At 48.0% G+C, this 18,121-nt stretch carries 19 protein-coding genes; 13 read left to right on the top strand and 6 right to left on the bottom strand.

Features of this window, described 5'->3' with window-relative positions; genetic code table 11:
* Positions 1 to 32 precede the first annotated feature (32 nt).
* Together ACJJIF_RS00975 and ACJJIF_RS00970 are read right to left on the bottom strand one after the other, a co-directional pair.
* Positions 33 to 926, bottom strand: a complete 894-nt coding sequence (locus ACJJIF_RS00975) for a hotdog fold domain-containing protein (protein WP_444930397.1) — start codon at positions 924 to 926, stop codon at positions 33 to 35.
* Between the two features lie 555 nt (positions 927 to 1,481).
* Positions 1,482 to 1,709 (bottom strand): hypothetical protein, encoded by a 228-nt coding sequence (locus ACJJIF_RS00970; RefSeq protein ID WP_444930396.1) that lies wholly within the window; start codon positions 1,707 to 1,709, stop codon positions 1,482 to 1,484.
* A gap of 141 nt (positions 1,710 to 1,850) precedes the next feature.
* Between ACJJIF_RS00970 and ACJJIF_RS00965 the strand changes: the two genes are divergently transcribed.
* The 11 genes from ACJJIF_RS00965 to ACJJIF_RS00915 all read left to right on the top strand — a co-directional run bounded on the left by ACJJIF_RS00965 (position 1,851) and on the right by ACJJIF_RS00915 (position 11,801).
* Positions 1,851 to 2,981, top strand: a complete 1,131-nt coding sequence (locus tag ACJJIF_RS00965; RefSeq protein WP_444930395.1) for a trypsin-like peptidase domain-containing protein — start codon at positions 1,851 to 1,853, stop codon at positions 2,979 to 2,981.
* A gap of 88 nt (positions 2,982 to 3,069) precedes the next feature.
* Complete coding sequence (locus tag ACJJIF_RS00960; protein WP_444930394.1) at positions 3,070 to 4,197, top strand: phosphoribosyltransferase domain-containing protein; 1,128 nt, start codon at positions 3,070 to 3,072, stop codon at positions 4,195 to 4,197.
* Positions 4,187 to 4,945 carry an HAD family hydrolase gene (locus ACJJIF_RS00955; protein WP_444930393.1) on the top strand — a complete coding sequence of 253 codons (759 nt, stop codon included), beginning with the start codon at positions 4,187 to 4,189 and terminating at the stop codon, positions 4,943 to 4,945. The genes ACJJIF_RS00960 and ACJJIF_RS00955 overlap by 11 nt, the downstream gene beginning before the upstream one ends.
* Positions 4,938 to 6,035: a cysteine protease StiP family protein gene (locus ACJJIF_RS00950; protein WP_444930392.1), complete on the top strand. Its 1,098-nt coding sequence runs from the start codon at positions 4,938 to 4,940 to the stop codon at positions 6,033 to 6,035. The genes ACJJIF_RS00955 and ACJJIF_RS00950 overlap by 8 nt, the downstream gene beginning before the upstream one ends.
* Positions 6,032 to 6,982 carry an HpcH/HpaI aldolase/citrate lyase family protein gene (locus ACJJIF_RS00945; RefSeq protein ID WP_444930391.1) on the top strand — a complete coding sequence of 317 codons (951 nt, stop codon included), beginning with the start codon at positions 6,032 to 6,034 and terminating at the stop codon, positions 6,980 to 6,982. Before ACJJIF_RS00950 ends, ACJJIF_RS00945 begins: the two co-directional genes overlap by 4 nt.
* 279 nt (positions 6,983 to 7,261) lie before the next feature.
* Positions 7,262 to 7,855, top strand: coding sequence for a TerD family protein (locus tag ACJJIF_RS00940; RefSeq protein ID WP_444930390.1), 594 nt, complete (start codon positions 7,262 to 7,264; stop codon positions 7,853 to 7,855).
* Positions 7,852 to 9,021, top strand: a complete 1,170-nt coding sequence (locus tag ACJJIF_RS00935; protein ID WP_444930389.1) for a TerD family protein — start codon at positions 7,852 to 7,854, stop codon at positions 9,019 to 9,021. Before ACJJIF_RS00940 ends, ACJJIF_RS00935 begins: the two co-directional genes overlap by 4 nt.
* Before the next feature lie 64 nt (positions 9,022 to 9,085).
* Complete coding sequence (locus ACJJIF_RS00930) at positions 9,086 to 9,535, top strand: tellurite resistance TerB family protein (RefSeq protein WP_444930388.1); 450 nt, start codon at positions 9,086 to 9,088, stop codon at positions 9,533 to 9,535.
* Between the two features lie 11 nt (positions 9,536 to 9,546).
* Positions 9,547 to 10,578: a TerC/Alx family metal homeostasis membrane protein gene (locus tag ACJJIF_RS00925; RefSeq protein ID WP_444930387.1), complete on the top strand. Its 1,032-nt coding sequence runs from the start codon at positions 9,547 to 9,549 to the stop codon at positions 10,576 to 10,578.
* 28 nt (positions 10,579 to 10,606) lie between these two features.
* Positions 10,607 to 11,185, top strand: a complete 579-nt coding sequence (locus ACJJIF_RS00920; protein ID WP_444930386.1) for a TerD family protein — start codon at positions 10,607 to 10,609, stop codon at positions 11,183 to 11,185.
* 37 nt (positions 11,186 to 11,222) lie between these two features.
* Positions 11,223 to 11,801, top strand: coding sequence for a TerD family protein (locus tag ACJJIF_RS00915; RefSeq protein ID WP_444930385.1), 579 nt, complete (start codon positions 11,223 to 11,225; stop codon positions 11,799 to 11,801).
* A gap of 255 nt (positions 11,802 to 12,056) precedes the next feature.
* Here the strand turns inward: ACJJIF_RS00915 and ACJJIF_RS00910 are convergent, their stop codons facing one another.
* From ACJJIF_RS00910 to ACJJIF_RS00895, 4 genes are all read right to left on the bottom strand, one after another.
* Positions 12,057 to 12,818: a LytR/AlgR family response regulator transcription factor gene (locus tag ACJJIF_RS00910; RefSeq protein ID WP_444930384.1), complete on the bottom strand. Its 762-nt coding sequence runs from the start codon at positions 12,816 to 12,818 to the stop codon at positions 12,057 to 12,059.
* Positions 12,806 to 13,816: a sensor histidine kinase gene (locus ACJJIF_RS00905; RefSeq protein ID WP_444930383.1), complete on the bottom strand. Its 1,011-nt coding sequence runs from the start codon at positions 13,814 to 13,816 to the stop codon at positions 12,806 to 12,808. Before ACJJIF_RS00905 ends, ACJJIF_RS00910 begins: the two co-directional genes overlap by 13 nt.
* Positions 13,817 to 13,825: 9 nt before the next feature.
* Complete coding sequence (locus tag ACJJIF_RS00900; protein WP_444930382.1) at positions 13,826 to 14,995, bottom strand: hypothetical protein; 1,170 nt, start codon at positions 14,993 to 14,995, stop codon at positions 13,826 to 13,828.
* Positions 14,996 to 15,128: 133 nt separating this feature from the next.
* Positions 15,129 to 15,794: a CHAP domain-containing protein gene (locus ACJJIF_RS00895; RefSeq protein WP_444930381.1), complete on the bottom strand. Its 666-nt coding sequence runs from the start codon at positions 15,792 to 15,794 to the stop codon at positions 15,129 to 15,131.
* Positions 15,795 to 16,142: 348 nt separating this feature from the next.
* Here ACJJIF_RS00895 and ACJJIF_RS00890 point away from each other — a divergent pair, with 348 nt between their 5' ends.
* Positions 16,143 to 17,696, top strand: a complete 1,554-nt coding sequence (locus ACJJIF_RS00890; protein ID WP_444930380.1) for a VCBS domain-containing protein — start codon at positions 16,143 to 16,145, stop codon at positions 17,694 to 17,696.
* A 22-nt stretch (positions 17,697 to 17,718) separates the two neighbouring features.
* Entirely contained in the window at positions 17,719 to 18,015 is a 297-nt protein-coding gene (locus ACJJIF_RS00885) for a hypothetical protein (RefSeq protein WP_444930379.1), read from the top strand.
* Positions 18,016 to 18,121 lie beyond the last annotated feature (106 nt).

Genomic DNA, 18,121 nt, shown 5'->3' with positions numbered 1-18,121 from the left:
CACTGACAAGTTTAAGTAGAGGTATACAACTATTAGGCAGCCTTTTTGATATGGCTCAGTGCCTCTCCTACTGCCTCACCACGATTATTGGTGGCAATACTGCGCACAATAAATACGTCTCCCTCAACAGCATCAAGGGATACCTTAATATCTACTGACTGGCCAACCAAAGCCAGATTGGCTGCACTTAAGCTGGTTGACGTCAGAACAAAGCGAGCCTCATCCTCTCCAAGCAGGTGCCGCAAAAACAGGCAGCAGGACTTCAGTAGGCATTGAGAGGCAATAGCCACAGGCAGCGCCTTTACCCGATCGAAGTGTCCGAGACACATTTCAGGTGTTACCTGCCCAATAGTTGCGCTTAAACTTTGTTCATCGACACTTAAGACCTGTACATCAATACTCTCTTTATAGGGGTTAACCCCCTCAGTCACTGGAGAGATATCCTGGATGCCGCCACTGTAAATCCTGTGGAAGGATTTCTCCTTCATTACGTGATAGGTGACATCAAGTCGAGCTACAACGTCACCAGTAGTGTCTATCAGCTCGGCTTCGGCGACGAGTTCTCTTTTGCTGGTAAATACCGCTTTAGCGCGAGCATAAAGATATTCAGGGCGAACTTCTGATACAAAATTATCAAAGGTGATGAGATCTGCCTTGCCAGCCAAGTAGTAGTGTTTTGATCTCACCGGGTTCGCCAAGGCGCCGAAACAGGACCCCAAAATAGCTAGATGCCGGCCTATTTCAGAAACATCCATTAGGGTCTTTTCGAAAGTACTCTGACATTGAACCGGCACCTTGGCAATCAGCCAGCCATCAACATCGAAGTGCAAGGACTCTAGTGCAAAGTAAGGCGCTTTAACCTCAATCAGATCCTCAACGCCCTCAACAGAAAGAGCATAAGATTCCAAGTTAAAAGTATCTAGCATAATTAATCCATTAATAGTAGATATAGAGACTTATGCACGAGCATCTCCATTACAGTAAACAGTGACTTATTACCGCAAGAAGAATTTGATACCAAAGTCAAAGGCTCAATTGCCAACGGTTAAAGCGCTCAAAATATCAAATAATTGACACAGATACCCCCCTACCGATAAGGCACTGACGCGCCTTTACGAACCGGGAAATTAGTGTGTTATCTATACCTAAAATCTATATCAATCATTTAAGTGAACTATTGCTATATGCAAGTGCGTATTGCCAGTAATTATCCCGACCGCAACTAGAAAAGTAAATTACTACCAATTACACAGGAAAAAGTGTCAATCCGAAGTCAAATTGCAGGTTTACCCTTAGGCGACAACACCTCCCTCTAGACTGATAAACTTGCAGCATTACAATCTAAAGAATAATCTTATGGCTAATCAACGATAAAGCCTTGATCTTCAAGAATGCCCCACCTCAAACTATTCAATGGCTAACAACTCAACTACGCAAGCCATAGAATTTATTTCTAGGTATTAAACTTTAGTTTTACACCATCATAAGACAAGCTCCCCCAACAACCGGAAAAGCTCCTGCATTACAATATTTTTTAACGTAGAAACGCAAAAGTCACCGTTAAGTTTTTCTATTTCCTGCAAACAAGGTCGTCCATTCGGCGGCGCATAGTTGAACTGCTGTCTATTTTGTTGCAACATCCGAATTAAGCATCGCAGCACTTTTTTCAGGCGGTTATTATGATGCATTGGCAGTGCATCGCTCTGCATCTGTAACACCAACTGACAACCCCTCTCAGACAACAGCACTTTAGTTGGTAGAGTACAAATCGTGAAAACTGTTGGGATGTTCGGGAGTTATCAAAACATATCTATAATTTTCTGCTCTAGATTTCAAAGAGTGAACGACTCATGATTCAGCTAGCACCAGGTGCAAACACCACATTAGGAGCACCCCAGTGTTCCTGGACACTGAAATGCGAAAACTCCGCATCACTAGGAGAGTACGCAGCTATTGCCCTCTTACCTCTTGATGAGAGACGCAAGTCACAAGGGAAAGCCGCTCTATTTCAAGTATCGCAAGACTGGATGAACTGGAGCGGCAGCCAAGAGCAGATTTGCTGCGATTTACGCCTCGACCAGCTCCCAACCGGTGCCGATAGATTACTTATTGTTGCCTACACATTTTCTGCGGCTGGGCCTATCAGTGCGCTTCAATCTATTCACCTCCAGGTAAACGGGCAAATTGAGCTGCATTTAAACCTCTCGCAAAATGGCGAGTCCGCACTGGTCATTGGTGAATTCTACAGCCGGAATCAGGAGTGGAAGTTCCGCGCTCTCGCGGAGGGATCAGCCTACGGTCTCTCTGCGCTCGGACGCAGAATTGGCCTGGATATCGATGACTCTCACCCTTGTCGGGATTCCCTCTCTCCTCAAACCTCTCCAAGAGCTGGATCAACAGGGACTGGATTTGCGGTAACAAGCACACATATCCTCACCTGTGCACATATTATAGAGGGCTGCAGCGAGATTCATATCGCATCTTTTGAGGGGAAATACCCTGCAGAGGTAGTCGTTGTCGATCAGCGCAATGATTTAGCACTCCTCAGAGTGTCGGAAGCACCTGAATTTAAACCAACCACATTCAGAGAAGAAAAATACTGCAACTTGGGTGAAAGTGTAGTCGCTCTTGGATTTCCCCTCGCCGGCCTAGCCGGTGGTGGTGTACATGCTACTCAAGGGGGCATTTCAGCTCTGTTTGGTCTTCACAATGACACACGATTGCTGCAATTCACCGCCGCTATTCAACCTGGATCAAGTGGCAGCCCCCTCTTTGATTCTGCAGGGCTGGTGCTGGGAATGGTCACCTCAACCGTTCCTGACGCTCAGAATATGAATTTTGCAGTTAAGGCAAGTCTGGCCTTAGAGTTTCTGAGTGCTTGCGACATAAAACCACCCAGCTCTACCCCCGATAAAAATATTTCAACTGCGGAAGTGGCTCGCAAAGCCCAGCAATCACTATGGAGAATTGAGTGCGTGTAATCTAATGTAATGGCCAGAGGTCACTCTAGCTTGAAACTCAAAGTTAGAGACGTTAATTTCCCGGCTGGAAGTACAAAAGAAACATTTCATGGATTGTAATCTAGCCCCCAAAACTCTCTGCGCAAAACTTAAGCGGGGAAATCTCGAGCTTAAAATTGAAGAGGCTGTTCTGCCGCCTGAAAACCTCTTTGGGTTTGCAGAACGCCGAAATCCTAAACGAGCTTTTCTTTTCGTATCAAAAGTACTGGGGCGTCATATACCCGTGCGCCCTTCGGTAATGGCCGCCAGTTTTAACAGTCTGGCAGACAAAATTCCCGCTGACCTCCCTGGGCCCGTTCTATTTATCGGCATGGCTGAAACCGCCGTGGGCCTTGGCGCGGGTGTTCACCGTGCATTTAGTGCTTCCCGCTCTGACAGCGTTTATCTTACGAGTACCCGCCACCCCCTCGGTACTGAGCTGTTTACCCGTTTTGAAGAAGAACACAGCCATGCGAGCGCTCACTTACTCCACCTACCCGTAGACCCCAGCATTCGGGAAATGATGCTTCAGGCTCAATCTTTGGTGATGGTAGATGATGAGGCATCTACCGGTAAGACCTTTATTAATCTACATAAAGCCCTAAAAAATGCAGGGCTTAAAAATCTCAAACGGGTAGTTACATGTGTTCTCACCGACTGGTCTAACGGTGCAGTTCGCAAGGCGATCGGTGAGTCTGCTGAAACGGCTGCATTAATTAGCGGCTCCTATAAGTTCCATGAGAACCTGGATTCCCCCCTGCCCGAGATGCCTGATGTAGGTTCAGTTTCAACCGGTAAGTGGCCTCTCTCCGCCCACAGAGACTGGGGTCGCCTTGGTGTTCAACATGTCGAAGACACCCTGGGCTTGAACCTTCAATTTCAGCCGGGGGAGAAGGTTATTGTTATAGGCACCGGTGAATTCGTATGGCGACCCTTTCTGCTCGCTGAGCGCCTGGAGCGCGCGGGAGTCGATGTGCACTTTAGCTCTACGACCCGCTCTCCTATAGCATTAGGTCACACTATCGAACACGCAATGTCATTTTCCGACAACTACGGACTTGGTATCCCCAATTTTCTCTATAACGTAGAAGCCGGCCAATTTGATAGAGTTTTAATCTGCACAGAAACACCCGCGCAAGCTCTTTCCTCCGAATTAATTAAACCTCTAAATGCGGAGGTAATTTGCGATGAAAAATAATAGACCACTTGTGCTAGTCGATCTCGACGATACTCTATTCCAAACAGCCCGCAAAATGACCACGGGTGGACAGCGCACTGTCGCCTCTCTAGACATCAGTGGCCAGCCAAGTGGATATATGGACCCGGTCCAAGATATGTTTATCAACTGGCTGCTGGATTCAGCCGATGTTGTGCCCGTGACCGCTCGCAGTACCGAAGCCTATAACCGTGTCAAACTCCCATTTACCAAGGGGGCAATTTGTTCCCACGGGGGCAGCATACTCCACCCTGACGGCTCACTAGATAACAATTGGCACTCTCAAATATCAGAAACCTTACGGGAGTTTCAACAGCGCCTCCCTATTCTGACTGAGACCACATTACAAATTGGAAAAGAACTGGGGCACTCTCTGCGCGGCTGGGTGGTCGAGGAAAAGGGCTTACACCTTTACACGGTTATCAAACAGAACGAATCTGATGATACAGTTCTCGCCAATGTCCTGGCTGAGGTTCAAGCCAGGGGTGTGCTTGATGGGATGCATATCCACGCTAACGGAAACAATCTCGCCTTTCTTCCCAATGGCCTCGCCAAGCGCTTTGCCGTAGAGGAGTGGCTGCGCAATGACCGTGACACTCACGGAACTCGGCCAGTCCTGGGCTTTGGAGACAGCATAACAGACTTAGGATTTATGCAGCTCTGTCACATGTGGGGCACTCCCACCCGAAGCCAACTCGCCAAAATTATAGGGGAGCTTGCCCATGGGTAGCCTCCTCGCCAGTTTAAATACCGTAGGAAGCGGCAGCTATGCCGCAGAGGATGTTCATTTCCTTCTCCAGCATACATTGATCGATGTTACGGATGTCGAAGAAAAAGAACGATTGATTCAAAGTAATCAAAAGCATTACTCGGAAATGATTAGCCGGGAGCACCCACCTACGGATATGCACAAGTCTCTTTACTCTAAGGCACTTGTGCAAAATGGTACTCGCATGGCTGCGGAGGTACAGTCTTTAGCCCTGGCCCTGAGCAGTGCCTACTCGGGTTCAGAGATTGTTTTAATCTCCTTTGTTCGTGCCGGCCTCCCCCTCGGTGTCCTTCTGCGTCGCGCGCTGATTGATATCGGGCATAGGGCCCACCACTATGGAATTAGTATTGTCCGCGATCGCGGGATCGATATGGTCGCGCTCGAAGCCATCATCCAGGAACACGGCGCTGAAAATATCGTCTTTGTCGATGGCTGGACCGGTAAGGGGGCGATCTCCAATGAACTCAAGCGAGCGCTTAAGCACGACAAGCGTTTTCCAGAAGATCCTCGCCTTGTTGTTTTGGCAGACCCCTGTGGCCGCGCCTGGCTCGCAGCCTCCGCTGAGGATTGGATTATCCCTAGCGGCATTTTGGGCGCAACCATCTCCGGATTGATATCGCGCTCTATCTGGCCCGGGGAAGGTGGCCTACACGGTTGTATCGTTTACGAACAACTTAAAGAACACGACGTTACGCGTGAGTTTATCGACAAAATTGAAGCTATACGTAAACGTCTGGGCGAAGTCTCCCCAGCACAACCATGGAGTCAAGAACAGCGCTCACAATTGCAATCTGCCGCCGATGGGGTGATCACCTCTTTAGCTCAGCAATTCAATATCACCAACTTAAATAGGGTAAAACCCGGTATTGCAGAAGCCACCCGAGCGGTGCTTCGCCGAGTGCCCGATCAAGTACTCGTCCGCGACTGCAATGATGAAGACGTACAGCTGCTACTTTACCTTACCAAACGCGCTAATGTTAAAGTTGACGAGGTGGGCGATACCCTTGGGCCCTACCGTGCAACAACAATTATACGGAGTGCCAACCAGTGAGAGAGATATCACCTTTTGCTCTCGGTGCCACCCTGTATATGCCTGCAACCCGAGGGGACATTCTGGATCTGGTATTTGGAGAAAAACTTCCGTACCTCCGCTCACTGGTCCTTTGCTTAGAAGATGCTATTGCAGCATCCGACGTCGACAGCGCTCTCGCAAAGTTGCACGCTTTTCTAATACAGGTTGAACAAAGAGGCGGACGTCCCGACTCCGCCCCCCTGCTATTTGTCCGGCCGCGAGATGCAGAAATGGCAGCGATGCTCAATGAGTGGCCGCTGATTGAGCATGTTGATGGTTTTGTTGTACCCAAGCTGACACTGAAATCTCTTCCCTCGTGGGAGTATGCTGTTAGCAATCCACACTTATATTTAATGCCAACCCTGGAAACCAGCGATGTCTATGACCCCAGCGCAATGGTTGAGCTAGGTCAGGCCTTAAAAGCTAATTTAGGCCAGCGCGTGCTTGCACTGCGCATTGGTGGTAACGACTTAATGGGCTGCCTCGGCCTTCGCCGCAACCCAGCAACCACCATTTACAAAACGCCGATGAATTATGCTATCTCTATGCTCACTGGGGTGATGGGAGCCCAGGGCTTTGCTTTGACAGCTCCGGTCTTCGAACAACTTGCCTCCCCAGACTTACTTAAGGAAGAAATTGAGCTTGATATTAGTCACGGTCTCGTAGGCAAGACTGCCGTCCATCCAAGCCAAATAAACATCATACAAAATGCTCTTCGTGTAAGTCTCCAAGACCTGAATAGTGCCAAGTTAATCGTTAACGATAACGCTCCGGCTGTTTTTAAGCATGACAATGCCATGTGTGAACCCGCCACTCACTACAACTGGGCTGTACGTATTCTTGAAAGAGCGAAGTGGCAAGGCGTAATGCTCTGTGAGACCGCCAAAGGAGAGCCCGGGGTACGCCTCGCAGAAGTCAATCAATAGATAGAAGCTCCAAGGGAAGAGAGTACCGAGCTGAGAAAGGAAGCAAATCACCCCGATTTAATAAGGGGTTAGGGACTAAATACCGCTCAGCCAGCAACAACTGAAAGCTTTGGCTAACAGCTTTTCTGACTGTAAAACATTAGCTGCTAAGCGAGAGTCATACTGACAGTAGTCTCGCGAAAGAAATCAGCCAATTTTCTGTTAAGAAAAATAGTGAGTACAGCGAGAACACCCTCGCAAATTCACACTTAAACTAAAACACTCATTAGAGAATCAAATATGGCAATCACCCTAAGCAAAAATCAAAATATTTCACTAGAAAAAACTGCGGGGAGCAATCTGACCTCAGTAAATCTTGGCCTGGGTTGGGATCCAGCTAAATCCACCGGTTTCTTCGCCAAGCTCCTCGGCGGTGGCAATGATTCAATCGACCTCGATGCATCCTGCATTATGCTAGATCGCGACTTTCAAGCTATGGACCTGGTTTGGTTTCGTCAATTAAACTCAAAAGATGGTTCCATCAAGCATTCCGGTGACAACCGAACAGGTGAAGGCGATGGCGACGATGAAACCATACAGGTTAACCTGCAAAATTTACCCGAGGCAGTACAACACTTAATTTTTACTGTTAACAGTTTTACTGGGCAAAATTTCGATCAGGTAGAAAACGCCTATTGCCGTATTGTAAATAACTCCAACAATCAAGAGATCGCACGCTTCCACCTCGCAGAAAAAGGCCAGCACACCGGCGTAGTAATGGCCAGCCTTAGCCGCCAGGGCAGCAATTGGGACTTCAAAGCCATTGGTCAGTCCACCAGTGGCAGAACTGTTGAAGATCTCGTGAGTTTAGCTGTTAGAGCCGTGCGTGTATGACAGTACTGATACCCGGTGGTAATACACCCGTAGCCACAGGCCAACTTCGCGCCAGTATTAACTATACTCCTATCTCAGGTGTAGACCTCGATATCTCCGCATTTGCTCTGACGGCAAATAAGAAGGTTCGTGGCGACGGAGATATGTGTTTCTATGGTCAGACTGCTATTTTGGATGGTGCAATTCAATTAGTCGATAACTCTGCCGGCCGGGCAGAGTTTATGATTAATCTCAATCAGATTGATCCTGCACTAGAAAAAATTGCCTTCACTGCCACCATCCATGAAAATCGGGCCACTTTCCACCAGGTATCAACTCTCAGCCTAGCTCTAAGCGAAGGTATCGAAGCTCAAATTCCCACCCATGGAATGAGCGAAACAGCTTTAATCTTAGGTGAATTTTATTTTCGCCAGGGAGCCTGGAAATTCCGCAATGTTTCGCAGGGATTTACCGGCGGTTTGCAGCCGTTAGCTGAACATTTCGGTGTTGAAATAGCTAAACCAGCCAGCTCCCCCACGCAAGGTGCCACAGCTCCCGTAGCACCGAGCAATACCCCCAGTATCAATCTCAGCAAAGTAACACTGGATAAGACTCGCCCCAGTATTAGCCTGGAGAAGAACGTTAAGGGGTTTGGTGAAATCAAAATCAACTTAAACTGGAATCAAGGAAAACCTGGTTTCTTTGATAGCCTGCTGGGGAGAAGTGGTGCCATTGATTTAGATTTAGGCTGTTTATTCGAACTGCAAGATGGTCAGAAAGGCGCCGTACAAGCACTGGGCCGGAGCTTTGGCAAATTACAGCAGAAGCCTTACATTCAGCTAATGGGCGATGACCGAACGGGCTCTGTCAGCACGGGAGAATGGCTCCACATTAATGGCCAACAATGGACTAAATTAAAGCGCGTATTGATCTACGCATTTATTTATGATGGCGCGGCAAATTGGCGTGCCACAGATGGGGTCGTTACTATTTTCGTGCCCGGCCAGCCGGAAATTGAAGTGCGCATGGATGAGGAGGGTGAGCGCCACGGAATGTGCGCAATCGCCCTGCTTGAAAATGTAAACGGAACTGTTAAGGTCTCTCGCACCGTTGATTTTTACCCCGGACATAAAGATATGGATAGAGCCTATAACTGGGGGATGCACTGGAGTCCCGGCTCTAAATAAAACTAAACCTGTAGACAGAATCAATCCAGTAGTCTTCTACAAATCTATTATTAATGGAGAATTTATGCTTGGCTGGCTTAAAACCAATACATTGAAAGCTCGTGAAACATTAGCCACCGAGGTGGGAAAATATAAAAACCGAAGCTTTATGGAAGCTGTAGCCAATGGCTGCGCACTGATGTCCGCCGCAGATGGCGAGATCACATCAGATGAAAAAATGAAAATGGCGGGTTTTATTAATAACTCGTCAGAATTGAAAATCTTCAATATGAAGGACGTAATCAAGGTTTTCAACGATGCTTGTGAAAAGATTGACTTTGATTTCCAGATAGGCCAGGCCGAAGCCTTAAAGATCATTAGCAAGGTTAAAGATAACGAAACACAGGCACGTTTACTTGTTCGAGTTGTCTGTGCTGTCGGGGGCTCCGATGGTGACTTTGACAATGATGAGAAAGCGGTAGCTCGTCTAATTTGCCTAGAACTGGGCCTCAATCCAGTAGACTTTGAGCTGTAAGGAACTATTAAGTGGAAACAATCCAACTTGGCTTTCCGCCACTGACTACAGCGGTATTCATCGGCCTGGCACTTGCCGCGCTTCTGCTGGATATGGTCACTCACCAAGATGACAAGCCGATAACGCTTGCCAACGCTTCTATCTGGTCTATTTTCTGGATAGCAATCTCATTAGCTTTTGCCGGCTTCCTCTATTTCCAACATGGCTCAGAGGTTGCCAGCCTCTTCGTTACCGGTTATACCCTGGAAAAAGTTCTGTCGATTGACAATCTATTTGTCTTTATGGCTATTTTCGCCTGGTTTAAAGTGCCTGACAATCTTCGTCACCGCGTACTTTACTGGGGCATTATCGGTGCTATTGTCTTCCGCGGTATATTTGTCGCAATCGGCACAGGCTTACTTGCGTTTGGTCCCTGGGTTGAAATTGTCTTTGCTCTGATCGTAGCATGGACTGCTGTCATGATGCTCAAAGGCGGAGAAGAGGATACTGACGAAGATTACTCTCAGCATATCGCCTATCGATTCGCTAAAAAGCTATTTCCTGTATGGCCCAAGCTTTACGGGCACAACTTCTTCGTAAAACGCGATAAATTGGAAGCTGAAGTTCAGAAGAGTGAAAATAAAGGCATGAGCCTGCCGGTCAAAGGCGCCCTCTTCGCTACACCATTGTTCCTTTGTCTTGTGGTCGTAGAAGTATCCGATATCTTATTTGCTTTTGATTCGGTTCCAGCAGTTATCGCCGTTAGCCGGGAACCTCTGATTGTGTATTCAGCAATGCTGTTTGCAATCCTGGGCCTTCGTACGCTTTATTTTGTGCTCGAAGCACTGAAACGCTACCTGGTACACCTGGAAAAATCGGTCATTGTCCTGCTGTTCTTCATCTCAGCAAAACTCACCTTAAATGCTACCGATCATCTTTTCCATCACGGTATCAGCATACAGCCGAATACCAGCCTACTTATTGTACTGACAGTTTTAACCATCGGTATTTTAGCCAGCGTACTCTTTCCCGAAAGAGAAGATACGCAAGCTGTAAATCAATAGTCCATAGAAGTTAAAAGGAACTGAACAAATGGCATTATCCTTACAAAAAGGCGGCAACCTATCCTTATCGAAAGAAGCACCCGGCCTGGTTAAAATCTTAATCGGCCTGGGTTGGGATCCACGCTCAACGGATGGCGCAGAATTTGACTTGGACGCCAGCGCATTCCTATTGAGCGCCTCCGGTAAAGTCCGCAACGATGCCGACTTCATCTTCTACAACCAATTAAAAAGCCCAGATGGTTCAGTTGAGCACACTGGTGACAACCGCGATGGAAGCGGTGATGGTGATGATGAAGCGATCAAAGTGGATCTTAGCCTCATTCCCGCCGACATCGATAAAATCGCTTTTACTGTCACTATCCACGATGCAGAATCTCGCCGACAGAACTTTGGCCAAGTTGGCAACTCCTTTATTCGGATTGTTAACGAAGTTAACGGATCTGAGATCGTCCGCTATGACCTGGCCGAAGACGCTGCAACTGAAACCGCAATGATCTTTGCCGAGCTGTATCGCTATAACAGCGAGTGGAAATTCCGTGCGGTTGGCCAAGGCTTTACTGGTGGTCTAAAGGCTCTCGCTAACAATTATGGTTTAACGGTTAACTAACCCTAGCTCCCCTCAAACTAACTTAAGGAGTCATATCATGGCAGTATCTCTCTCTAAAGGCGGTAACGTCAGCCTAACTAAAGAAGCACCTGGGCTCAGTGAAGTTGTCGTAGGCCTGGGTTGGGACCCACGCATTACCGATGGCACTGAGTTTGACCTTGATGCATCAGTATTTATTACCGGTGAGAACGGTAAGGTCCTGAGCGATGCCAGCTTCATCTTCTATAACAACAAGAAATCTACCGATGGCTCTGTTGAACATATGGGAGATAATCGCACCGGTGAAGGCGAAGGTGACGATGAGAAGGTGAACGTTAAATTGACCAGCCTCGACGCCGAAGTAAAGAAGCTGGTCTTTTCAGTCACCATCCACGATGCCGAAGCACGCAAACAGTCTTTTGGGCAGGTAGGAAACGCTTATATTCGCGTGGTGAATAAAGCTGACGGCAAAGAAATTGCCCGCTACGACCTCTCCGAAGATGCCTCTACCGAAACCGCCATGATATTTGGCGAACTGTATCGCCACAACGATGAGTTCAAATTCAAGGCGGTGGGTCAAGGTTTCACCGGTGGCCTGAAGCCCCTGGCAGAAGCTCACGGTGTGAATATCGGCTAAGCCATATTCCAGCCAGGTTGTGAAATAGCTTGACAGCCAATCACAACCTGGCCCCACCGCCCCATGTTCGCGAGCCTAAATTTTTCTACCCCAACGATCGAAGCACTACTACACGTTTCAAGCTTTAAGAAAGTCGCAAAACCGAATATGAATCGCTCCAAAAGCGCACACTATAAATATTAAAGAGCGTAGAGGCAGGATGGAATTATCCCCCTTTAGATCTCAGTAGAAAAACACTCGATAAGAACCAAACACTTACATAGACTTAAACATAGATGCCGCCCGACGGCTCACCGCATATTGTCGCCCATCATCCATCACTACCGTGACCGTCCCCGTCAAGCTCCGGCTAATTTTTTGAATGCGTTTTGCACAAACAATCGTAGAACGGTGAATTTGCCAGAACAAATCTGGCGGTAATTGAGGCAACAGTTCCTTTAACGGCATCCTGATAATGTGCTGCCCTTGATCCGAGTAAACGCTGGTGTATTTATCTTCGGCTACGAATGCTGAAATCTCATCACAGGCGATAAGGTAGACATCCTCCCCCTTACTCGCCCGAATCCAACGCAAATATTCCGGTTCGCTTACAGAGAGCTGCTTAAGTATCGCTTCTATATCGGGAGCTGCCGCAACGCTAGTTTCTTCCCGCTCTTTTAAGCGCTGACGAATGCGCTCACAGGCCTGCTCTAAGCGCTTATCATCAAGCGGTTTAAGCAGGTAATCTACAGCCTCATGCTCAAAAGCTCTCACTGCATATTCGTCATAAGCGGTGACAAACACGACTATCGGCTGCTTTTCTACATTTTTGAGGGCCTCAGCAACCGCCAAACCATCCAAACCCGGCATACGAATATCCAGAAAAACAATATCCGGCTCCGCTTTTAGACATAAGCTCAGCGCCTCATCCCCATTAGCGGCTTTACCAACAACCTCAAGTTCGGGAAAAACATCCGCAAGCATTTGATCGAGATGGTAACGCAGCAGCGGCTCATCATCTGCAATTATGGCGCGCATGGAAACTCCAAACGGGCAGTAACACCACCCTGTTGATTACTTTGAATCAGTAGCTTACCACGCTCTTGGTAAAGGGTAGAAAGGCGCTCGCGAATATTGCTTAGTGCAATTCCATTGTGTTTGTTACAGCTCAATTTTCCGACGCCAGCAGCAAGCCCGACACCATTGTCTGCGACTTCAATTATCCACTGATCCTCCTTTTGCTGTACTCTCAAGTGGATCAGTCCACCTTTAGCCGCCGGTTCAATACCATGAAAAATTGCATTCTCAACCAGAGGCTGCACTAACAAAGGCGGAACAAGGGTCTCCAAAGGAATATCCCTGGATAAATCGATCTCATACTCTAACCTTTCTCCCAGGCGTATCTTTTGAATCTCCAAATAACACTCCAAACTACTAATTTCATCTTTTAGCGATACTTGATCAGAGCGAGATTTTTTCAGGCTAAAGCGCAACAACTCACTAAAGTTGTCCAAGAGGCTTTCTGCCTTTTGCGGATCATGGCGAATAAGTACTTTCAGGTTAGCCAGCGTATTAAATAGGAAATGAGGTTCAATTTGGCTTTGCAGCACTTTCAACTGGCTCTGAGCCAGCGTCTTTTGTTGTTCAACCTGTTTTAATTTGGCCTCTTGGCGCTCCTTCTCCAGCTGGAGCGACTGCTCCCGATTGAGGTAAACTTGATAGAGAAAAATAAAAAGAAGCGTGGAAACAATGATAAAATCAAGCGCGCGAAAGGTTCCAAAGCCTGATACCCACCACCAGGCGTGTAGAGTTCCTATTACAATCGCCACCAAACAAGCCACTGCATACTTTAATCTAGAAGACCAAGCCGGTTTAAAAAACCAGACTAATTTCCCCGTAGATGTCGCCACAAATCCGTACGCAAAAGAAATGACAGCATGAATACTATAGCTGCCCCCCCAAATAGCCCAGGTTATTATTGATACCACAGTACAGATTAGTAGAGAGCGAGAATACTCTTTTAATAGATTCACCATTAGTTCCACTCAAAAAACAATAGTACTGCGCAAAGTAAAGACCCACTGAGTTTGGAGCTGCGCAAAAGCGGATTGTTCACGGCCACCAAAATATCTTAGCGATGCATGAAGCCCCCAATCCTCTGTTATCTCCCGCTCTCCACCGACAGTTAAAATCAATCCGCTGTCTTCCGGTGTATAAATTATATCTAATTTTGGGTGGTATTCATTATCGGAAAGTGTCCAGTGTAAAAGCAGGTTGTGTCTCAAGGTACTATCATTTAAAAAAACCATCGCAGAGGACTGACGAAGACTATCCCACTGTACACCCTGACTTTGATACCAGTGGCTGTTATCAAACACCTGATCCCACTCACTCTTACCGAGAGTGCGGCTATCAAACCAATACTCAAAAATAACTGAATGCCCTTCACTGTTTGCCCAGGTCATCCCGATAAGGGCCTGCCAACCATCATTACCTCGTTTTTGTTGTGGTGCAGCCATCAATTCTGCGGGCTGCCAGCGCCAATACTTTTGCTGATAACGCCACTCTGTATGGACCTCCCACTGCTCTCCATAAATGTCAACCCAACTCCCGCCTAGATTCACACCGCGCTGATCATCGATATAACCCAATAATTGCCACTCGGCGCTTGCACCGAGCTGATACCAGCGCGCAGCAAGGCCCTTTGGGAGGTCACCTGTAGAAACCTGGCTAATGCCAGCATCCACCAGCATTACACTGAATTCCCCACTACCGGTAAAGCGACTGGCAGATGCAACCCCAACGCCCTCATTCACCTGAAGCGCAATCGCATTTCTCTCTATGGGTAAAAACCAGTCCAGCGGACGCTGTCCATAGCCAACACCAAAATCCAAGCGGCGCTTGCCCAATAGCCAATCCCAATTCTGCCAGCTGCCCTGCCAAAAAAACTCATCAACCACGAGTTGTGAGTCTTCACTAGCCCCCCTCTCGGCCTGGTGAAATACGGACACCTGCCCCTCCCAGTCTTGATACTGGAAAGCCCCCTGAAGTAAAGCTTGCCGAGACACGCCTGATGCGCCATCAAAGAGCACGCTATCGGAGGCGCGATCATAAGCAGTTGCCATCGCCAGCTCCCACTGCGATTCGAAAGGCGCAGCCTGGCTAGTAGCGTTAGCAAGTATCAAAGGTAAGACCAGGAGAGTGTAAAGTTTCATCGTTGCCTCCATTCAATGGAGACACACTATCAACCTGACAAGCCCAGACCAGTAGATAAGACCAGCGGTGCCCCACCTAGATAAATGGCTGTTGGCAGGGATTAATGGCAGAAGTCATCTAGGAAGCTGTTGATCACTCTTTTCGCAGCCAGCCAAGAATCCGCGTATTATCTACAGACCAACTTGCCGGTGGCTCGAAAATAAGGGCGTAGCGCTCCCGGGACGGAGAAAATGGGCCCGCATTTTGCTGGATAATCTCCAGAGTTCCACTCTCTATATCCACCATAGCGACAATGGCTACATGGCCATAAGGGTTAAATAGCGAAGGGCTATACACGACGATATCACCAATATCTGGAGGAGTATCGCCTTCATTGTGAAACTGCAATAACCCTCTTTTTGTATTTATACTGCCCTGGTGAAGTGTCGAATCAAAAAAGTCTTTAGCGTGGCCGTAGGTATCCGGCATCCGGTGCCCAAAGCGCTCATAATAATAACGTTTAACAAACTCAACACACTGGTATTTTAAGCCAATATTATAACCATCTTCTGATGTGTTGCGCTCCTCGACGTTATTCACTCCACCGTTGTAATAGACCGCCACACCATGAAGTGAGTCAATTAATTCCCCAACAGAATGAGCGGAATTAAGATTTAAACGGGTCGCAAGCTGGTAAATCGTCAATACCAATAATCCAATACCGGCAAGCACCGCCATAAACCTAACCTTACTCACAGCCCCTTTAATTTTCACTGCGACAGACAACATCCTTATTCCCCACCAATTAATGTCAATCATTAAAATCCTATTATAGTCCCCGATCTGTACGCAAAACCTATCGCTATTGAACTCCAGCGGCAATCAAATATCAGTCCAATTCCTTTATCCTAGCCACTGGCAACTGGCCGTTTAATCGCTACGAACCCTGTCACCAATTGCGTAAATTTGATCGGCACCACCAAGGACAAGTACCACCAATACTCCAACGCCGTCACAATTGGCCAAAAAACCGATGGTTGTTTTGCCCAGGCTCATCCAGAATTCGGCTTCGATTATCTAAGGCTAGCAGGAACTGGACCTTTGCCCGGCGGTCCATAAAATACCAATTCCCAGCTCATTTGCATCCAGAAATACGTTGAGTTTGTCATGCCCGATACCTTAAAACTCCTTACAGCATTTAGCTTATCCATTCTCCTTAGCGCCTGTGGAGGCGGCTCCAGTAGTAGCTCCAGCGATGAGTCTACAGAAACGGAAACCAGTACCGACAGCGGAGATACTGACGGCGCCGAAGGCGATACCGGCGGTTACACCTTTAATCCCAGCAGCCCCCTGGCAACGCTTATTGTAGGAGCCCAGGAGTATGCCAGTGGCACCCTCACCCTCGAAGACACAGATAGTGCCAGCCCCTCCTTTCAGTCCAGTAATGTTGCCGGTGACTACGGTGATTTTATTCTCTACGAAAGCGGGAACTGGGAGTATCAATTAAACACTAACGCTCAAAATTTAAACAATGGCGAATCCGCAGAGGACACCATTTCCTTCCAGCTCACGGATAGCAGCACCCTCTCTGTCGTATTCTCCGTACAAACCATCGAAGCGAGCGAAAGCAGCATCGTGTTTATCTTTATGAACTTCTCGGACGCCTCTGTAGAGGACGACCTGAGTATTTCACAAATCGCCGATATGGCCTTTAATGACACGGACTCCCTCGATAATGCCTACCATGAGAACTCCCTGGGCCAACTAAAATTCAGCCGTCACCTGAGCAATGACACCTCACTGGACCAGTACTGTTACGGCGAAAATAACGATGAGAGTAGCTCTATCGACTGCTTTAGTTACAGTATCGCCGACAGTCAGAATGGTGGTGTATTGAGCATTGAGGATGCAGAGTCCCGCTCAGGCACGGAGTACAGCGATAGCGGCTACACCTGGAGAGATAACGCCACCCTCTGGATTGAGAGCAACTATGTCGACTCAAATACCCAACCGGTAGACCTCAGCGACTGGCGCCACCGAGTTTATATCTTCCCCGAAGCTGCTGCCAGAGCTGGGCTGGTTGGCACTGGGGTAGCCTCCGTCGGCGGCCGCTGGAGCATGATTACTGCCGATAGCGACCAGCTGATTATGGGCCACGAATTAGGCCATAACATCGGTCTCGGCCACGCCGGCAACGACAACAATAATGATGGGGACACCAATGATAGCGGTGAGAATGAATATGGCAGTGATGGCTCTCTAATGGGTAACGCCTGGCAGTCGCGGCTCTTCGGAAGTGGTCACCGTGATTATATGGGTTGGTATGATGCCTTTCCCGGGTACACCGAAAGCCTGGAAGCCGTTTCCGGTACCACCACGAATATTGAGCTTCAAGCTATAGAGCTGACAGCAGGGGAGCTCAGTAGCAGCCTTCCCCAACTGTTAAAAGTTGAGAGCGCGGGTAGTAGAAATGGCGAGAGTCACTATTACATCGAATACCATATTGAGCACAGTATCTTAAACCCCCGCCCACACCATGAAAATTCGGTGACAATTCACTACCTGATTGACAGTAGTAACAATGCCACTGCCAACCAGGTGGCAACCTTGTCTAGTGCTGGGGAGAGTTTTACTGACTCCTCAGCAGGAGTCACCATTGAACTCCTGTCCACTGACAACAGTAATAACTCTGCTACTGTGTCTATAACCTACGATGAGTAACCTCAAGAGGAGTATGTCTGCAATGAAAAATTTACCCTTAGCCCTGCTTCTCGCCCTTTCCCCCTCCGCAATGGCTGGGGAAACTATAACTGGCGTTTTAGAGGAAGAGATTTCCGAGAACTTTCAAACAGGGGAGATCGATCATCGCTTCTCGGTAAAAGACGAAACCACCGGTGAGTATTACTTTATCGACGCACAGGAAGCGAAAAAAAAGGGCATGATATCTGGTGAGCGGGTACGCCTCTACGGTGAAAGGGAAAACAAGCGGCGCTTTCGTATTCGGGAGTCCCAGCGCTTGGAGTTAAGGCGGGAGGAGTAAGCCTCCCCAGCATCCCGGGGATAAATAGCTTTAACCCAGGAAGCCTCTGAATAATCCTGTAGTACCGCCGCTTTACCCCCCAAGGTATTCGGGATTATTCAGCCCC

It is taken from the genome of Microbulbifer regidiadema (SeqCode) (genome assembly GCF_052467605.1).
Note: the sequence above shows the minus strand (reverse complement) of the source record. Positions and strands in the feature narration are given on the sequence as shown.